The sequence below is a fragment of the Phyllobacterium sp. P30BS-XVII genome (assembly GCF_014138335.1).
In the GTDB taxonomy this organism is placed as follows: Bacteria; Pseudomonadota; Alphaproteobacteria; order Rhizobiales; family Rhizobiaceae; genus Phyllobacterium; species Phyllobacterium meliloti.
In genome coordinates this window covers 75,176-92,246 of the sequence record NZ_JACGXO010000011.1, presented here as the reverse complement: position 1 = coordinate 92,246, position 17,071 = coordinate 75,176, and the positions used below count along the sequence as shown (strand labels likewise).

Sequence of the window (17,071 nt, the reverse complement as noted above, 5' to 3'; positions counted from 1 at the left end):
GCAATCTAATTTGTGAAGATCACTCGTCACGTAGAGAATATAAAATGAAACGCAAATACGTCCTGATTTTTGTGGGTCTCCTGGGGATGGCGGCGGCTGGCGGCATTTTCCTTGTTTCCGAATCGACCGAACGGAGAGCCGAAGCCGCAGATCCGAGGACGGTTGCACCGCTGGTAAGCGTTGCAGAGGCTAAGAAGACCGAGACAGCGGAGAGGTCGTTTACCGGCACCGTCGCTTCGCGCGTGCAGAGCAACCTCGGGTTCCGGGTTCCAGGTAAGATCGTCCAGCGGATGGTCGATGTGGGTCAGCAGGTGAGACAAGGCCAGGCCCTGATGCGCATCGATGAAACCGATCTCCAGCTCGCGCTTACAGCGAAGCGCAATGCGGTCATTGCAGCGCAGGCTGTCCTGATCCAGGTACAAGCAGATGAGAAACGCTATGCGGCGCTGGTGAAGAATGGATTGGCTGCCACCCCACAGCGATATGAACAGGCGAAAGCCGCCCTCGACACAGCCTCCGCCCAGCTGGCCGCGGCTGAGGCCGACGCCAAGGTCGCAGAAAACGCAGCCACCTATACGGTTCTTCTTGCAGATTCGGATGGAACAGTCGTCGCAACGCTTGGAGACCCGGGACAGGTTGTGGCAGCGGGCCAGACAGTCATTCAACTCGCGCAGGCTGGTCCGCGTGAAGCCGTTGTCTGGCTACCTGAGACTTTGCACCCCGATATAGGATCCCAAGCGCAGGCAAGTATCTATGGAGGCGACGGCCTCAGCGGAAAGGCTAGGCTGAGACAGATCTCCGATGCAGCCGATCCGCAAACCCGTACTTACGAGGCACGCTATGTTCTCGACGGCGCTGCCGCCTCGGCTCCGCTCGGTTCGACGGTGACGATTAAAATCCTCGACGCGCACAGGCAGTCGGAGGTCGCTGTTCCCGTAGGCGCAATCCTGGACGATGGTAGCCGGACAGGCGTGTGGGTTGTCGACGCCGCTTCCACCGTGAAGTTCACACCAGTTGAAATTAAACAGATCAGTGAGGAAATGGCATTTATCACCGGTATCAGCATTGATGAGAAGGTTGTCGCCCTGGGCGCACATCTCTTGGAAAATGGCGCAGCTGTCAGAATTGCCTCACAGCAAGAGGTGACAAAATAATGAGCTTCAATCTCTCAGCCATCGCCGTTCGCGAACGCGCAGTTACCTTATTCTTTATCGTTCTGCTGGCGGCTGCAGGCGTATATGCCTTCGTCAAGCTGGGACGCGCCGAAGATCCTTCCTTCACTATCAAGACCCTGACGGTCACTTCAGTCTGGCCAGGTGCGACTGCGCGTGAAATGCAGGATCTTGTCGCTGAACCCCTTGAGAAGCGCATTCAGGAACTCACCTGGTATGATCGTGTCGAAACGACAACGCGGCCGGGCTACGCCTTCCTCACCGTGACTTTGAAAGATAGCATGCCGCCAGCCGCCGTCGAAGAAGAGTTCTATCAGGCTCGCAAGAAGCTTAGCGATGAAGCCCGAAACCTTCCGCCCGGCGTCATTGGTCCCTTCGTCAACGATGAATATTCTGATGTCAGCTTCGGACTTTATGCACTGAAGGCAAAAGGGATGCCGATGCGCGACCTCGTGCGACAGGCGGAGGTCATCCGTCAGGATCTCCTGCATGTTCCGGGTGTGAAGAAAATCAACATCCTCGGGGAACGCCCCGAACAGATCTTCGTTGAGTTCTCCTACGCCAAGCTGGCGACGCTTGGAATATCGGCAACCGATATCGCCGCGGCCTTGCAGAGACAGAATACCGTCACACCTGCCGGCTCCATCGATACGCGTGGGCCACAGGTATTCATCCGTTTCGACGGAGCCTACAACAGCGCGCAGGCGATTGCCGATACGCCGATCGCAGCGGCCGGACGCACCCTAAAACTTTCCGACCTGGCTGATATTCGACGGGGCTATGAAGATCCGGCGACCTACGTCATCCGCCATGAGGGCGAGCCGACAATCATGCTGGGTGCCGTGATGCAGCAGGGCTGGAATGGTCTTGATCTCGGCAAGGCGCTTGAAGCGCGATCCGCCGCAATCGCGCAGACATTGCCGCTGGGCATGGTGCTCACCAAAGTCAGCGATCAGGCCGTTAACATCGAAGAGGCGGTTGGCGAATTCATGCTCAAGTTCGCCATGGCGCTTGGCGTAGTACTGTTCGTGAGTCTGGTTGCCCTTGGTTGGCGCGTCGGTGTCGTTGTCGCGCTTGCTGTACCGCTGACGCTGGCCGTCGTCTTCCTCATCATGCTGGAAACCGGCCGGTTCTTCGATCGTATCACGCTCGGCGCGTTGATCCTTGCGCTGGGTCTCCTCGTGGATGATGCCATTATCGCCATCGAGGTGATGGTGGTGAAGATGGAGGAGGGTATGGACCGCATCAAGGCGGCCGCCTATGCCTGGAGCCATACGGCGGCGCCTATGCTGTCCGGTACACTCGTGACAATCATCGGGCTGATGCCCGTGGGCTTTGCAAGATCGACGGCCGGTGAATATGCCGGCAACATCTTCTGGGTCGTGGGCTTTGCCCTGATCGTATCATGGATTGTTGCAGTGATCTTCACGCCCTATCTGGGCGTCAAAATGCTGCCCGACATCAAAGCAGTCGAAGGTGGACATCATGCCATCTATGATACGACGAACTACCGTCGCCTGCGCTCCCTTATCGAGTTCGCGGTTCGGCATAAATTCATGACGTGCGCAGTGGTTGGCATCGCGATGGCTGTCTCAGTCGTCGGGATGGGAGGCGTAAAACAGCAGTTCTTCCCGACATCGGATCGGCCTGAGGTGCTGGTCGAAGTTCGCATGCCCGAAGGCACAAGCATCGAAACCACGACAGCCGCAGTGAAGAAAGTCGAAGGCTGGCTGCAAGCTCAGCCGGAAGCAAAAATCGTCACCAGCTATGTAGGGCAGGGCGCCCCACGCTTCTTCTTTGCCATGGCACCTGAATTGCCCGACCCTGCCTTCGCCAAGGTCGTTGTGCTCACCCCGGATGCGCACGCACGCGAGGCTTTGAAGCATCGCCTGCGGGCCGCCGTTTCGGACGGGCTTGTTCCTGAGGCATCTGTGCGCGTAACACAGCTTGTCTTTGGTCCCTACACGCCGTTTCCGGTCGAGTTTCGGATCATGGGACCAGATCCGGATGAACTTTACAAAATCTCCGAGCAGGCTCTTGCTGTCATGAAAAGTGTTCCAGATGTCCGACAACCCAACCGGGATTGGGGCAACCGAACTCCGGTGTTGCGGTTTGTTCCCGATCAGGATCGGCTCAATCTGATCGGCCTCTCACCCTCTGAGGCAGCCCGGCAAACGCAGTTGCTGCTCAGTGGCATCCCAGTCACCCAAGTGCGTGACAACATCCGCAATGTTCCTGTTGTCGCGCGTAGCGCGGGTGACAACCGGCTTGATCCTTCAAGGCTGGGCGATTTCTCGCTGATGAGTAGGGATGGCCATCAGGTCCCCCTTGATCAGATCGGCCATTCCGAGATCCGGTTTGAAGAGCCAATCCTGAAACGCCGCGATCGCACGCCGGTGATTACGGTACGCTCAGACATCAACGAAGCGACACAACCCCCAGAGATCTCACAGCAGGTCATGAAGGCGCTTCAGCCACTGATTGCCTCGCTTCCTGTCGGATACCGCATCGAAATGGGCGGCAACATCGAGGAATCCCTCAAGGCCAATGTCGCACTCGTCAAGATATTCCCGGCCATGATTGCAGCGATGTTGATCGTCATCATCCTCCAAGTTCGCAGCCTGTCAACGATGACGATGGTCATGTTGACTGCGCCACTTGGACTTGCCGGGGTAGTCCCGACGTTGCTTATCTTCAATCAACCGTTCGGCTTTAACGCCATTCTCGGGTTGATAGGATTGGCAGGTATCCTTATGCGCAATACGTTGATCCTGACAGAACAAATCAAGGAAAATCAAGCTGCCGGTCTTGATGACTATCACGCCGTTATTGAAGCGACGGTGCAGCGGACGCGTCCTGTCATCCTCACAGCATTGGCTGCGATCCTTGCCTTCATTCCTTTGACTCATTCAGTATTCTGGGGATCGATGGCCTATACGCTGATTGGCGGAACGGCTGCAGGCACCGTCATGATCCTGCTCTTCCTTCCAGCTCTGTACGCAGTGTGGTTCCGCATCAAGCCAACCGCGGATGAGGTGCCCAGGCCTGCTGTACTGGCAGACCCGCGTGCAATGAACACGCCAAGGGCCGCAGAATAGATAGAATGCTGCTGCTCTATGGGATGGATTTGCGGGCGGAACAACCTTGGATTCTACGAAAAGACAGGTAATGAAAATTGGAATTATAGGTGCTGGAAATATTGGTGCTACTCTGGCGAGAAAGCTCGTAGCCAGTGGCCATGGCGTCAAAATTTCCAATTCGAAGGGACCCGAGACCATCCGCGATATCGCCCGCCAAAGAGGAGCCAAAGCTGTTTCCAAAGAGGCGGCGGTACGAGACGTTGAGATAATCATTCTCTCAATCCCATTCGCCAGATATCCCGACGTGGCCCCGCTCTTCAAAAGCGTGCCTGAAGCCACTATCGTCATTGATACCTCCAACTATCATCCGTTTCGTGACGGCATGATAACCGATGTCGATAGTGGCAAACCGGAAAGCGTTTGGGTCAGCGAGCAGATCGGCCGTTCCGTCGTCAAAGCATGGAACGCCGTACTTGCCGTACAACTCGGCGAAGGGCGGTGACGGAGCCCGACAGGCGATCCGCTTCGATAGCAGTCGATCGCGCCAGTCCCCGTCATCCGCCGGGATCAGCCAGCTACTGGCGTATTGAGAAGCTGCTGCTCCCAGAAATAGGCGATTCCGCTGCCGGCCGAGTGCGGACCGATGACCTTGTTCAACTTCTCGGCGGACTCGGCGCGAGCCCAATCGCGTTGCCACTCGGCGGCCACCGCCACCCAGGTCATCACGTTCGCGCCGGCTGCGATCATCCGCTGGATGCCGACCTGATGTGCTTCAAGTGACGTGCCGCCTGACGCGTCGGTGACGACGGTCACGTCCCAACCTTCGCCCAGTGCCTGAATCGCAGGCATCGCGACGCAGATCTCGGTCCAAAGGCCCGCGATGATCAGTTGCTTACGGCCTGTCGCCTTGACCGCGTCCACGACCTTCTTGTCCTCCCAGGTGTTGATGAAGGTACGGTCGATCACCTCCTGGGCCGGGAACACTTCGGTAATCGACGGGAACAGGAGGCCGCCGCGCGCTGCGATCACACTGGTCAGGATGGTGGGGACGCCGAACACCTTGGCCGCCTTGGCGAGGCCGGTCGTATTGTTGACGACCATCTGCGGATCATGGCTGTTCAGATTGGCAAGTTGATAGGGCTGGTGGTCGATAAGTACGAGGACCGAATCTTCGGGACGAAGAAGTGAATCGAGGCCGTTGCGAAATGTCATAATAATTCCTTTGCTGCCGTTGAGTTGAATGAGTTGTTTGAGACAATTGCGAAGCGGCGTCTCTGACAGAGGATTGCCATTCCTGTTTCCGATGCGGTAGCGTCGCCTTGTGGCATGCTGTGTCGCAGATTGGGGAACGCTGAATGGATATCGAAGAGTTGCGTACGTTCGTCGAAGTTGCCGACGCGGGTGGGGTTTCGCCTGCCGCGCGACGACTGGGCGTGTCCAAATCGATCGTCAGTCGACGGCTTGCACGACTTGAAGCGGACTTGGGTGTCCAACTTCTGTCCCGCACAACGCGGGGAGCGGCGCTCACCGAAGCCGGGATCACGTTTCGAGACTATGCAGCGCGTGTATGTGGCGAAATCGATATAGCCAGAGAAACGATCCTGCCGGCGGGCGAGTTGCGAGGCCGCCTGCGCATCGCAGCGCCGCACTCGTTCGGTTCTACACATTTTGCACCGGCGATCGCGGAGTTGGCGCGCCGTCACACGGCGTTGCAGATTCAAGCCTGCTATACTGACCGGTTCGTCGATTTGCTCTCCGAAGGGTTCGACTGCGCTATAAGGGTTGGCACGCTTCCGGATTCGAGCCTGGTCGCCAGGCGGGTCGGGACGATATCTGCAAAATATGTCGCAAGCCCGGGATATATCGAAAGGCACGGAGCACCCGAGACGCCGGAGGAATTCATCACCCACCAAGCTGTGATGCAAGGAAATGAAACCTGGCCGGTGATGGATGGAGACACGCCCATCGCAATGAAAGTGCAAGGGCGGTTCAAGGCCGACAATGGCGTTGCTCTGGTCTCTGCAGCACTTGCCGGGATCGGTATCGCAGGACTGCCTGAAGACCTGATCTCGGAACATCTAGCTTCTGGGGCGCTCGTTCCAGTCATGGCACGCTTTCCAGCACCCGAGCTCGGCATCTTTGTCGTTCGCCCACCGGGTCAGCATCCAGCGCGCAAGATGCGAGTGCTTACCGAGATGCTGATCGAGTGCTTCAGGAACCCATCACATGTTGCGGACAACACCTCCGAGTGACTTATGGCGCGGATACGTTGAAGAGTTTGCTCTTATTCCATCGCGCGTCTGCGAGCAGATAGTTCAGCAAGCCCGTTACCGATCCGCCGCCGATGACAAACTCTCGCGTTCCCTCCCGAAACTGATCAACCTGATGCCGATCAACACAAGGGGGCAAAAATCATCGTATAATCATTATTAATCACTGTGATTAAATCCCATCAGAAGGAGATATCTCGCGGAAACCAAAGTCGTTACCGCGCATGTCCCACTGCCGCTCTAGCCAATCGATTGGACCGATCAAGGGGATGGATTGTCAAATAGGCTCTGTCGGCCTGAATTAAGGAGCTGCAGCGCGTACGGTGCAATTTTACTCACGTCCGCATCGGGACAATTACTGGTTCACCCTCTCACAGGGGAGGAACTTGATATTTTAGCTCCGCGAGGTACGCAGGATACTTATTGGCCGTTACGAGATGCGTTATGAAATCCAAGATAGGACCATTCACATTTTGCGGATATGGCACACACGCGAGGCAACTTGAAGTGAGTGGAGAGTATCCGTTGTAAGTTAGGTCAATTTCTGCCCATCAAAATTACCAACTTCCTTCAGCGCGATTCCAGAAAATTACTTAGTTTTTCAGATTCCCACTTTTTTTGCGCCGCCCTGAGAGTGGTCGTTTGGTGACCAAGTCATTGAAAATAGATCAAAATTTGAAATGCTTTTCATTATCCGACTGATTTGGCTGTTGTTTTTAAATCGTGCGTTCAACTGGAGACTACTTCGCACAAAATTCCGTAAGAGCTGCGAACATTTGGGCGTGATTTACAACATTTGAATAGTATGACTTAACATTCGGCACTGACAGGCAACGACGTTTGTTAGTTTGATGCTTCCGTTGAAAGCAGAGTGGGTCACATTGGATTGGCTGGAGTTCGATTGGATTCCGGGCTTCCCCGAGGTGTGCATGTGGCCGATTTGTCGGACAATAGAAGCGTTTCTCAATTGTTATAATCGAGCGGGTTCACGTGTGGCTTAGCTGAACTCGTAGGCGGGTATAGCGTGGGCAAGCGCGGTTTTTGCAAAGGACTGGTTGTGATTCATACCGCTGTTGAAGTTGACGTGAGCAATCAATCCGGATTGCTCTCTGATATTCCCATAGAGATTGGACCGCGGCGTGAAACATCTGTTGGCGCTGTCATGAACGCGTCGAGACCGGCTGGTTCGATGACTTTCCGAACCAATGCGGAATTTGCTACTGTAATCCTGTCTCCAGTAGCAATGGAAGCGGCCTTTTCCGGCGATCGTCTGCAAAGCTTCGAAGCCCCAATTGGTACGCTCGTCGTCAACCCTTCTAACGTTGAGCGTACGTTGCGTTGGACTGGGTTGAAACAGAACGCTGCGATTGCCTTCCAGCCCGCTGCATATTCAGATCTGGCAGCTGCGGAACTGGAAGGAGGCCACTGGGAGCTGCATCCACCCAAGTTCGGACATGTCGACCTTTGGGCACTGCGGTTGGCACAGGGTATGGCCGTAGAGCTATCTAGGCGATCGCGAAGCCCCCTTTATCTCGATTCATTGTTGACCGTTTTCGGTGTTCACATGCTCCGGCACTATTCCAGTGCCAAGCAGCAAATAACGCCTCCTGCAGCGCGGCTATTGTCGGTTCAGATGGCAAGACGTGTGGCTGAATATATGCAGCAAAACATATCCGGTAGTCTCCCCGTCAAGGAACTTGCAAATGTCTGCCGCATATCACCCAGTCATTTCATTCGTGCCTTCAAGCTGACGTTTGGCATGCCGCCACATCAGTATCTGATGCTCATCCGCTTGAAAAAAGCGGAACAACTGCTCCTGGAAACAGCGCTGCCCATTTCGGATATTGCGCTACAGACAGGTTTTGTCAGTCAAAGCCACCTTACGGATACCATGAAGCGCTACAAGCAAATTACTCCGGCAAAGATCAGATCTGCCAAATGATCGCGCACGTTCGGGAACTTAATCTGGCAATTAATCTTCATAACGACATTTACAATATAATGGATCAATACTCATCGCGATTCGCTTGCGCATAACAACTGGCCATGGTTCGTCTTCATGCGAAGAAATACCAACATTTGCTCAGGTGCCACTGTTCATCTCAAAAAAAGATGGAAAGGGCACGCCTAATATAATCAACAATATTGCGATTTTTTCTTCGATCACAACGACAAATTTCATTTTAAAGCAGGATTCTAGAAAAATGGCGATTTCGTGGAATATATTTGTCAAAAGCTGTGTCTCTATCGCCCGTACAAAGGGAGAAAGTTCGAGACACAGGTCGCAAGCATACATGCTCGATGAGCAACCAGTTGTCGTGTAAATTCTTTTCCCCAAGCTTTGAATAAACCATACCGCTTCGCGGCGAATAGGAGTGACACATTTGTCATTGGTGGAAACTCAGATTGTGGATTTCCGTAAACGTTTATGGCCCAAGGCTCAAAGTCAAATTGCGCGTTGCCTGAACTTGGTGAATGGATTGCAAGGGGGCCAGAAGAGGGCTGTATTTGATCTGTCTCCATCTCTTTTTCACGCATTCGATCGCCGTGTAAAATTCGTTGCCGCGTCTTTGGAGAAGCGGCAAAACATGGAACTACCGGAGTCGCGCCGGGACCTTTTGCTTGCGACCTATGTTCTAGGTCTCACATCTCCTTTCTATGAGGACGGGCCGGCCGACCAGCATCTCGAAGCAATCCGGAGGTTTCTGGCTCCTGTAATGCCGCCCGAACGGGTGACGCAAACCCTTCTCGCTGCGCCCGCGGAGGGGGACGACTGGTACGAAAGCGCACTTGATCCAATTGAGGCTATTGGCCGGAAAGATGGCCACGCACTTTTTATTCGTTACATCGGTGCCGATGGCACCACTTCAATTGAGAACTGACACCAATATCATACTGCACCGGAAGTGAACACGGGGTTCCAGGAAGGACCGGCCGTGACCAAATTGAGAGGGACTGCCAAATGATGCTCTTGTCTCGTGTAACTGCTCTTCGCAAGATCGCTCGCTTCACCGGAAATTGGGTGCGAAACGTGCCTGAAAACCGTTCGCTGCGACGCCGGCTAATGGCTGTGCTGCGGTCTGCCCACCGGCTCCTTGGCGCAAAGCGGAATCGATTGGGACTAGGGACAATGGGTGTCGGCGGGGCAGTGGCAGCTACGGTATTGGGCGTGTTGATAACGGGCATGGCCATGACGCCGGCTCAGGCGCAATACGCTGCGGGTGGTGGAACCGCAAATGGCAGTAATTCCGTGGCGGTAGGACCTGGCTCGACGGCAAATGGCCTGCGTGGAATCGCCGTTGGAAATGGTGCAGCGCAGGCCGGAATCGATTCCATCGCCCAGGGCACCAGCGCAAAAGCAGGCGACCAGAATGCAATTGCAATCGGCTTCCAATCCGTCGCGACGCAGTTGAACTCCATCTATCTTGGCGCGCGCACAGTTGTAGGAACAGGTGCCAATGCTGTGGGCGCTATCGGCATTGGTACAGATGTGACAGCATCTGATCTCAACGCCGTTGCGATCGGGACTAGATCGAGCGCATCAGGACAATATGCGGTGGCCCTCGGTCAGGATGCGAAAGCTTCCGGCACTGGTGGCGCAATGGCGCTGGGCTCGGGCACGATCTCGAGCGGTGTCAATTCGGTCGCGCTCGGCGTTCAGGCCAACGCCACCGGTGCTGGCGCCAGCGCCCTGGGTACTTTTGCCCTTGCTTCAGGAGGAAACTCCACTGCGCTCGGCGTCAGCTCCATGGCTAGTGCCAATTATGCAACCGCTATAAGCTGGGGATCTGTTGCCAGCGGCGGCAATTCCTTCGCTGGCGGTCGTCAGGCCAAGGCCGGTGGCGTCGATTCCATCGCCATCGGCACGCAGGCCAACTCGGCGGGGATAGGTTCGGCGGCGCTCGGTAACCTCTCCAACGCTTCGGCTGATTTCGCGGTGGCTTTCGGTAATGGGGCCGTGTCGAGTGGAACAGGCTCGGTGGCGCTGGGCTCGGGAGCCCAGGCCACGGGCATCTCTGCCACGGCGCTTGGCAATAACGCCCTTGCGACTGCCGCGCAAGCAACAGCGCTGGGACTGGGCGCGACGGCCAGCGCCACCAGCGCCGTTGCCATCGGCACGAACGTGTCGGCCACTTCCGCCGAAGCGGTTGCGATGGGCACCAATGCGGTGGCGGCAGGCGGCAAGGCAGTTTCCATCGGCTCAGGTAATACGGCATATGGCGATGGCGCTGTGGCGATCGGCGATCCGAGCTATGCCAGCGGCACCGGCGCCTTTGTTGGCGGCGCCAACAATATTGCCAATTCCGACGGCACGGCAAGCGCCACGGCTGCGAATGCTGCCAATGGCGCTGTGGCTATCGGCAACTCCAACAAGGCGGTCGGCCAGGGGGCGGTCGCACTAGGCAACACAAGCAGCGCTCTCGGTGTTGGCTCGCTCGCCTTCGGTAACACGGCAGTGGCCAATAATGCCGGTGATGTGGCTTTGGGCTCTGGCTCGGTGTCGGCGGTGGCCGTGGGAACCGCCAGTACGGTGGTCAATGGTGCTACCTATACCTTTGCGGGTACCGCTCCAACGTCGACCATCAGTATCGGCGCAGCTGGCGCGGAACGCACTATCACCAACCTGGCCGCCGGACAGATCAACGCAACGTCGACCGATGCAATCAACGGGTCGCAGCTCTACGCCACCAACACGGCCGTGGATAGTCTCGGCACAACGGTCAATAACATCAACAATGGCGGTGGCATCAAGTATTTCCACGCGAATTCAACGCTTGCGGATTCGTCAGCGATAGGGACAGATGCAGTTGCAATCGGCCCTGTTTCGACAGCAACCGGTGCTGGTTCGGTCTCGGTCGGTAACGGATCAAACGCGTCCAATGCGAATGATGTAGCGCTGGGTTCCGGCAGCCAGACGGCGGTAGCCGTTGCCACCACTGGAACCACAATTAACGGCGTCGCCTATACTTTTGCCGGCATAACACCAACATCGACCGTCAGCGTTGGGACGGTTGGTGCCGAACGCACGATAACCAACGTAGCGGCGGGACAGATCAACGGAACGTCAACTGATGCAGTCAATGGTTCACAGCTCTTCGCGACGAATCAGTCGATCAACGCGGTGTCCGGGCAGCTTACTCATTATTACAGTGTGAACGACGGTGGCACCCAGCAGGCTAACTATGCCAATAATGGCGCGACCGGGACCAACTCATTGGCGGCAGGTGTCGCCGCATTGTCAACTGCCGCAGACTCTCTCGCTTTGGGTTACAACACTCAAGCGACAGTACTTGGCGGCGTAGCGATCGGCGCAGGTTCGATATCGGATCGCACAGTCGCTCCGGCCACGGGTACGATTGGAACTTATATCCCCTATAACACCACCGACCTGACCTTGCTTGGCGCTGTGTCGGTCGGAAATTCGACCGGTTATCGACAAATCACCAATGTGGCCGATGGCACTCAGGCAAGCGACGCAGTGACGCTGCGCCAGCTTTCCGGGGCGCTCACCTCGTTTGCGACCACAACAGGCAAATATTTCCATGCCAACTCCACGCAGGCCGATTCATTGGCAGTAGGTACTGACTCCGTGGCCGTAGGCCCGTCAACCGTTGTCAATGGCGACAATGGCATCGGCATCGGTAATGGTGCGATTGTCCAACAAACTGCTCCGGGCGGCATCGCCCTTGGCCAAAACGCCACTGTAAGCTTCGCAGATTCGGTGGCTCTTGGGACCAACGCTCAGGCGAACGGCGTCCAGTCCATGGCGCTCGGTGCCGGTGCCTCAACAACCTATGCGACCAACGTTGCACTTGGAGCAGGTGCTCAAGCCACGGCGCAGGCTGGGGATGTGGCACTCGGCGCTGGTTCCACCACCTCGGCGGCGGTTGCAACCACCAGCACCACGATCAATGGCACGACCTATAACTTTGCCGGTACCAATCCAACTTCGACAGTCAGTGTCGGCAGTGCCGGTGCAGAGCGTACGGTCACCAATGTGGCTGCGGGCCAGATCAACGCGACATCAACAGATGCAATCAATGGAAGCCAGCTCTATGCAACGAACCAATCGATTGAAACTCTCACGACTGGCATTGGTAACCTTGGAGACTCTGCGGTCCAATATACCAAAAACGTAGATGGCTCGAAATCGAATACAGTCACGCTCCAAGGTGGTGATCCAAATGCTCCGGTGCTGATCAGCAATGTTGCTGCGGGTGTTGCCAATACCGATGCGGTGAACGTTCAACAGCTGAAAACCGGATTGGGTACGACACTGACTGACGCCAAATCCTATACTGATCAGATTGGTGCAACGACACTCAATACGGCCAATGCCTACACCGACTCCAAGTTTGGTCAGCTCAGTAACGATATTGGCGAGATTCGCAGCGAAGCCAGAAGGGCTGCGGCCATCGGTCTGGCTGCCGCGTCGCTGCGCTATGATGATCGTCCCGGCAAACTCAGTGTGTCGATGGGCGGCGGTTACTGGCGTAACGAAGGAGCCTTGGCCTTTGGTGCGGGCTATACTAGTGAGAATGGACGCGTGCGTGCCAATCTTTCTGGCGCCACAACGGGCGGCAGTGTTGGGGTTGGTGCCGGTGTTAGCGTAACCCTGAACTGAGACGTCTGGCGAAATGATGCGTAAGACATCTTCCGCAATAGCAAAGGTCCTGGTTTGCCTGCTCATCATGGGCAGCCAGGCCACTGCCGGGGGCTATAAAGTTAAACCGTCAGACGTACTGCTGCCAGAAGGCGTGCCCGTCGGGAAGTATCGCCGCATCATTCACCCATTCGAGAACTGGACGCTCATTTGTGACGAAAATCTGAAGACTAGACGCAAGGTGTGCAATATCAGCCAATCCTTCACCAATGACTCTGGAACTCAGGTGTTCAGTTGGTCGCTGGCAGCAAATGTGGATGGCAAACCCTTCATGATCTTGCGGGCGCCGGCTGCGGTTGGTGCAGGCAGCAAGATTTCGCTAAAGCTTGCAGGAATGGACCGCGACGTGAATGTCGAGGTGAAGGCTTGCGACGCGTTGGTCTGTATCGGCTATCAGCCTGTTGGACCGATGCTGCGGCAGCAGATTGTTAAAGAGACAACGGCCCGGCTTTCATATTCAGTGAGTTCGGGTGAACAAATCAGCATCGACGCCCCATTCAAAGGCCTGGCGGCTGCCCTGTCCGCAATCAGATAGTGAGAGAAAAACAATTGGCCAAGCAATCGATCAATGATCGCATCATATCGCGTTCGCCGAATAAGACGGATGAGGAAGCGCCCGCCCTCCCGCGCCAAAAATTGCGGTGGCGAGCTAAATTCTTTGGTGGCATCGGAGCGTTTCTGGTCGCCGGTGCGGCACTTGCATTTCATCTTTACCCGAATGTTGGTTCCATATTCTTTGCTGAAGCGACCGCGCAGTCCCAGACTCCTGAGGGCGTCACAGGCGACGTGCCATTCCGCTCACATATCAGCCAGGCAGGCATCCGCACCTGCGCCAATCTTTTCCCGGTGCTCGGACAGGCGCTGACTTTTGGCTCGACCTATGCTGTTAACACCCAGTGGAACGATAGCTTTCCCGACGCACATTCTATAAAGGCCGTAGCCGGGATGAGCTACGACACACCGGAGTATAAGGAACAAGCGGCTGGTGTTGTCGTTGCATCGCCGATGGCTGGGGGGTGCGAGGGGACTTTTGTCCGAGTGGCACCGTTTCAAAAGCCCTGTCAGGACGTGATTGCAACCTTGCCACAAGGAAGCAAGCTTGCCGAAACGCTCTCTGGAACGCCGTATTACAATCTCGCAAATAATTCCGGTCAGGCGTTGCTCATCTCCTCCGGTAACTCCTGTGTCGTTGTTTCCGTGGGGAGTTTGGCAGGATGAAAACGGCGTATTCTTCTCGCATACCAACCCCAAGACAATGGAGTGCTCGTATGTCTATCAATCGTATCCTCTCGATTGGACTGCTTTCAATGGTCGTTGGCCTTTCCCCAAGCAGCCACGCGGCCGATATGTCGGTGCTCGATCCTATTCCGGAACCGCATCTCGCAGAGAAAGGGATCTGGGGTGCGATTGCATATTCCACAACGGACAATCGCCACGGTTTCTTTTGGGGAGCGGACAAGCGGGATGAAGCAGAGAGCACTGCGCTCAAATATTGCAAGAATGCTGACGGAAAGAACTGCAAGGTTGTTACAGTCTTCCGCAATCATCGCCATTGGGATGATGATGGTACCAGCTTCCCCTATGAGCATTGTGCAGCCTTGTCTGTGGGTAAATCTATGGTTGGTGAAGTCTCCTATTGGGGCGCTGCTTCCGACGTAACCCGACAGAAAGCCGAGGAGAAGGCGACCAATCTCTGTGGGGGTGAGGGGAAAGAGTGCAAAATCCGCGAGTGGGTCTGCACTTAAGTTATTTGGTCTAGGAATTTAGAGCGTTCATCTGAGGTAATTCATCGTTCTGTACGATAGGATGGGGTATGAACGGGACCGCGGACGATGACACACACTGCGGCAGACTGGGCAACCAGTCGGTATTTTGCAGCTAACGCGTTAGTAACCGTTCGATGGCTAACGACTTTCGAGTTTTTTGCAAAGATTTTCGACACGGCATGGGTTGGCGTGACCTGCCAAGCTTGGAACTGTGAGGGTACCACCCTCATTTTACCGTAATAACAACCTTGCCTTTCGCCCGTCCTGTCTCGACATACGCCAGAGCCTCATTGGTCTGCTCGAACGGGAAGACCCGATCCACTATCGGCCGTATTACCCCGGCTTCGATCAGCGAGGCAATCTGGCGGAGCTGTTCGCCGCTTGGTGCCATGAAAAGGAATGAGTAGCTGACATGACGGTTCCTGGCTTTCCTTCGGATGCCAAAGCTGAGCAGACGCATGGCCTGCCGAAGCAGCCAGCCAGAACCGTTCTTCTTGGCGAAAGCCGGATCAGGCGGTCCGGAGATCGATATAAGTTTGCCGCCCGGTTTCAGCACGCGGAGCGATTTCTCCAGCGTATCTGTGCCGAGACTGTTCAGCACGACATCATAGCCGTGCAGGACCTTTTCGAAATCGTCTTTCTTGTAGTCGATGACGATATCTGCACCAAGACTTCGCACAAGGTCGACATTGGCTGTGCTCGTCGTGGTTGCCACGGTTGCTCTCAGATGCTTGGCAAGCTGGATTGCAATCATCCCGACGCCGCCGGAACCGGCATGTATTAGGACCTTCTGGCCACTCTTCAAGTTCCCACGCTCGACAAGCACCTGCCACGCCGTCAACGCGACGAGTGGGATTGACGCAGCCTCTTCCATTGTCAAGTTCTTCGGCTTCATAGCCACGTCGGCCTCATCCATCGCAATGAACTCGGCGAACGTGCCGATGCGATCCTTGCTCGGGCGCGCATAGACCTCGTCGCCCGGCTTGAAACGGCTGACTTTGGACCCGACCCTGACCACTATACCCGCCGCATCATTGCCGAGGATCAGTGGCAGGCGGTATGGCAGGATGAGCTTGAACTCACCATCCCTGATCTTGGCATCCAGGGGGTTCACGCTGGTGGCGTGGATCTGGACCATGACATCGGTTTCCCGCAGCTCCGGTTCAGAAACCTCGCCCATCCGCAAAGCGCCACCTTTTGTATAGCGATCAATCAGAAAAGCCTTCATGAGAATTAACTTTCGTATCTGAGTTGGCGAACTGCCGAAAAACCGGCCGGCTTAGGCCGGAAGCCTGCTGAATTTGCGAAGGTTCTTGTCGACAAACGACTCCGGCAGGAAGCGGCGCATGAAACGCACTTGCCCTGCTGCTTTTCCGGCGGTGTAGCGCCTCTTGGGTGAAACTGCATTTGCCGCCTTCACGACTATATCGGCAACCACCTCAGGTGCATCTCCTGCCTCAACAAGCTCACGTGTCAGCGTCTCCACACCGGCACGAGCGGTATCATACAAAGGAATCGGCTGATCCGCTCTCGTAAGGTTCTCCTCGAAGGCAGTGCGGGTGACACCGGGCTCAACGAGAACAACACGGATGCCTTGCGTGCGCACTTCGTGGTCCAGGGATTCAGAATAGCCCTCGATTGCGTGCTTTGTCGCCGCGTAGAGCGCGTTATAGGGTGCTGGGATCAGCCCGAGGATCGAGCTCATGTTGATAATCCTGCCCTTTTGCTGACGCCTCATGACCGGCAGGACGGCATTCGTCGCCAGCAGAACCCCGAATACATTCACATCGAAGAGAGCCCTGGCCTGTGTAGGCGAGGATTCTTCCGCACCGCCAAGCAACCCAATCCCCGCATTGTTGACGAGAAGGTCAATCCGTCCAGTAAGGCGTATAACCTCGTCAACCGCATTCTGTACGGATTCTTCATCGGTGACGTCGCAGATCAGCGATGTAATTCCATCCGAGACATCAGTCACAGCCTTACGGCTGGTTCCGAACACCCGGTAGCCATCGCGTTGCAATGCCCGTGCGGTTGCCAGCCCTATGCCGGAGAACGCCCCCGTAACCAGGGCAATACCCTTGTATTTCTCGTTCATTTCATTGTCTTTCTTTTGGTGTGG

The 17,071-nt window shown here is 55.8% G+C and carries 12 protein-coding genes and 2 pseudogenes; 11 read left to right on the top strand and 3 right to left on the bottom strand.

All coding sequences use genetic code 11. The features are described 5' to 3' along the window. Positions 1 to 44: 44 nt before the first annotated feature. From FHW17_RS23500 to FHW17_RS23490, 3 genes and pseudogenes are all read left to right on the top strand, one after another. A complete protein-coding gene (locus FHW17_RS23500) occupies positions 45 to 1,154 on the top strand; it encodes an efflux RND transporter periplasmic adaptor subunit (RefSeq protein ID WP_182510931.1) in 1,110 nt (369 codons plus the stop codon). Continuing rightward, positions 1,154 to 4,270, top strand: a complete 3,117-nt coding sequence (locus FHW17_RS23495) for an efflux RND transporter permease subunit (protein WP_182510930.1) — start codon at positions 1,154 to 1,156, stop codon at positions 4,268 to 4,270. The genes FHW17_RS23500 and FHW17_RS23495 overlap by 1 nt, the downstream gene beginning before the upstream one ends. A 70-nt stretch (positions 4,271 to 4,340) precedes the next feature. Then, positions 4,341 to 4,730 (top strand): annotated as a pseudogene (locus tag FHW17_RS23490) (NAD(P)-binding domain-containing protein); the annotation flags it as partial. Between the two features lie 89 nt (positions 4,731 to 4,819). On the opposite strand, the gene FHW17_RS23485 reads toward FHW17_RS23490, so the two are convergent. Continuing rightward, positions 4,820 to 5,464, bottom strand: coding sequence for a hydrolase (locus FHW17_RS23485; protein ID WP_182510928.1), 645 nt, complete (start codon positions 5,462 to 5,464; stop codon positions 4,820 to 4,822). A 143-nt stretch (positions 5,465 to 5,607) separates the two neighbouring features. Between FHW17_RS23485 and FHW17_RS23480 the strand changes: the two genes are divergently transcribed. The 8 genes and pseudogenes from FHW17_RS23480 to FHW17_RS23445 all read left to right on the top strand — a co-directional run bounded on the left by FHW17_RS23480 (position 5,608) and on the right by FHW17_RS23445 (position 14,931). Beyond that, positions 5,608 to 6,504, top strand: a complete 897-nt coding sequence (locus FHW17_RS23480; RefSeq protein ID WP_112526497.1) for a LysR family transcriptional regulator — start codon at positions 5,608 to 5,610, stop codon at positions 6,502 to 6,504. A gap of 352 nt (positions 6,505 to 6,856) precedes the next feature. Then, a pseudogene (locus tag FHW17_RS23475) lies at positions 6,857 to 7,028 on the top strand (type II toxin-antitoxin system RelE/ParE family toxin); the annotation flags it as partial. A 518-nt stretch (positions 7,029 to 7,546) separates the two neighbouring features. Next, positions 7,547 to 8,464 carry an AraC family transcriptional regulator gene (locus FHW17_RS23470; RefSeq protein WP_348643775.1) on the top strand — a complete coding sequence of 306 codons (918 nt, stop codon included), beginning with the start codon at positions 7,547 to 7,549 and terminating at the stop codon, positions 8,462 to 8,464. A 442-nt stretch (positions 8,465 to 8,906) separates the two neighbouring features. Then, a complete protein-coding gene (locus FHW17_RS23465) occupies positions 8,907 to 9,404 on the top strand; it encodes a hypothetical protein (RefSeq protein ID WP_112526503.1) in 498 nt (165 codons plus the stop codon). A 182-nt stretch (positions 9,405 to 9,586) separates the two neighbouring features. Then, positions 9,587 to 13,147: a YadA-like family protein gene (locus FHW17_RS23460; protein ID WP_246707010.1), complete on the top strand. Its 3,561-nt coding sequence runs from the start codon at positions 9,587 to 9,589 to the stop codon at positions 13,145 to 13,147. 13 nt (positions 13,148 to 13,160) lie between these two features. Next, positions 13,161 to 13,721 (top strand): invasion associated locus B family protein, encoded by a 561-nt coding sequence (locus tag FHW17_RS23455; protein ID WP_112526505.1) that lies wholly within the window; start codon positions 13,161 to 13,163, stop codon positions 13,719 to 13,721. 14 nt (positions 13,722 to 13,735) lie between these two features. After that, positions 13,736 to 14,404 carry a hypothetical protein gene (locus tag FHW17_RS23450; protein ID WP_112526507.1) on the top strand — a complete coding sequence of 223 codons (669 nt, stop codon included), beginning with the start codon at positions 13,736 to 13,738 and terminating at the stop codon, positions 14,402 to 14,404. A gap of 50 nt (positions 14,405 to 14,454) precedes the next feature. After that, positions 14,455 to 14,931, top strand: coding sequence for a DUF4189 domain-containing protein (locus FHW17_RS23445; protein ID WP_162700449.1), 477 nt, complete (start codon positions 14,455 to 14,457; stop codon positions 14,929 to 14,931). A 247-nt stretch (positions 14,932 to 15,178) separates the two neighbouring features. Here the strand turns inward: FHW17_RS23445 and FHW17_RS23440 are convergent, their stop codons facing one another. Both FHW17_RS23440 and FHW17_RS23435 read right to left on the bottom strand, forming a co-directional pair. After that, positions 15,179 to 16,180 carry an NADP-dependent oxidoreductase gene (locus tag FHW17_RS23440; protein WP_112526509.1) on the bottom strand — a complete coding sequence of 334 codons (1,002 nt, stop codon included), beginning with the start codon at positions 16,178 to 16,180 and terminating at the stop codon, positions 15,179 to 15,181. 51 nt (positions 16,181 to 16,231) lie between these two features. Then, on the bottom strand, positions 16,232 to 17,047 hold the full coding sequence (locus FHW17_RS23435; protein ID WP_112526511.1) for an oxidoreductase: 816 nt from the start codon (positions 17,045 to 17,047) through the stop codon (positions 16,232 to 16,234). Positions 17,048 to 17,071: the final 24 nt, after the last annotated feature.